Raw genomic sequence first — 1,298 nt, 5'->3', positions numbered from 1 at the left:
CCACCCCTTACAGGGCTTCCACATCCGGCCTATCAACCCAGTCGTCTACTGGGAGCCTTAACCAATCAAGTTGGTGGGAATACTCATCTCGAAGCAGGCTTCCCGCTTAGATGCTTTCAGCGGTTATCCCTCCCGAACGTAGCCAACCAGCCATGCCCTTGGCAGGACAACTGGCACACCAGAGGTTCGTCCGTCCCGGTCCTCTCGTACTAGGGACAGCCCTTCTCAATATTCCTACGCGCACAGCGGATAGGGACCGAACTGTCTCACGACGTTCTAAACCCAGCTCGCGTACCGCTTTAATGGGCGAACAGCCCAACCCTTGGGACCGACTCCAGCCCCAGGATGCGACGAGCCGACATCGAGGTGCCAAACCATCCCGTCGATATGGACTCTTGGGGAAGATCAGCCTGTTATCCCCGGGGTACCTTTTATCCGTTGAGCGACGGCGCTTCCACAAGCCACCGCCGGATCACTAGTCCCGACTTTCGTCCCTGCTCGACCCGTCGGTCTCACAGTCAAGCTCCCTTGTGCACTTACACTCAACACCTGATTGCCAACCAGGCTGAGGGAACCTTTGGGCGCCTCCGTTACTCTTTAGGAGGCAACCGCCCCAGTTAAACTACCCATCAGACACTGTCCCTGATCCGGATCACGGACCCAGGTTAGACATCCAGCACGACCAGACTGGTATTTCAACGACGACTCCACCATGGCTGGCGCCATGACTTCAAAGTCTCCCAGCTATCCTACACAAGCCGAACCGAACACCAATATCAAACTATAGTAAAGGTCCCGGGGTCTTTCCGTCCTGCTGCGCGAAACGAGCATCTTTACTCGTAGTGCAATTTCACCGGGCCTATGGTTGAGACAGTCGAGAAGTCGTTACGCCATTCGTGCAGGTCGGAACTTACCCGACAAGGAATTTCGCTACCTTAGGATGGTTATAGTTACCACCGCCGTTTACTGGCGCTTAAGTTCTCAGCTTCGCACACCCGAAAGTGCACTAACCGGTCCCCTTAACGTTCCAGCACCGGGCAGGCGTCAGTCCGTATACATCGCCTTACGGCTTCGCACGGACCTGTGTTTTTAGTAAACAGTCGCTTCTCGCTGGTCTCTGCGGCCACCCCCAGCTCACCGAGTAAATCGGATCACCAAGAATGGCCCCCCTTCTCCCGAAGTTACGGGGGCATTTTGCCGAGTTCCTTAACCATAGTTCACCCGAACGCCTCGGTATTCTCTACCTGACCACCTGAGTCGGTTTAGGGTACGGGCCGCCATGAAACTCGCTAGAGGCT

1 rRNA gene is annotated in these 1,298 nt (G+C 55.8%); it reads right to left on the bottom strand.

The features are described 5' to 3' along the window. Positions 1-1,298 (bottom strand): 23S ribosomal RNA (locus ACLVWQ_RS40520); the annotation flags it as partial.

This window comes from Streptomyces sp. CWNU-52B, from assembly GCF_047444975.1.
Lineage (GTDB): Bacteria > Actinomycetota > Actinomycetes > Streptomycetales > Streptomycetaceae > Streptomyces.
This window is presented reverse-complemented; position numbering and strand designations above follow the sequence as displayed.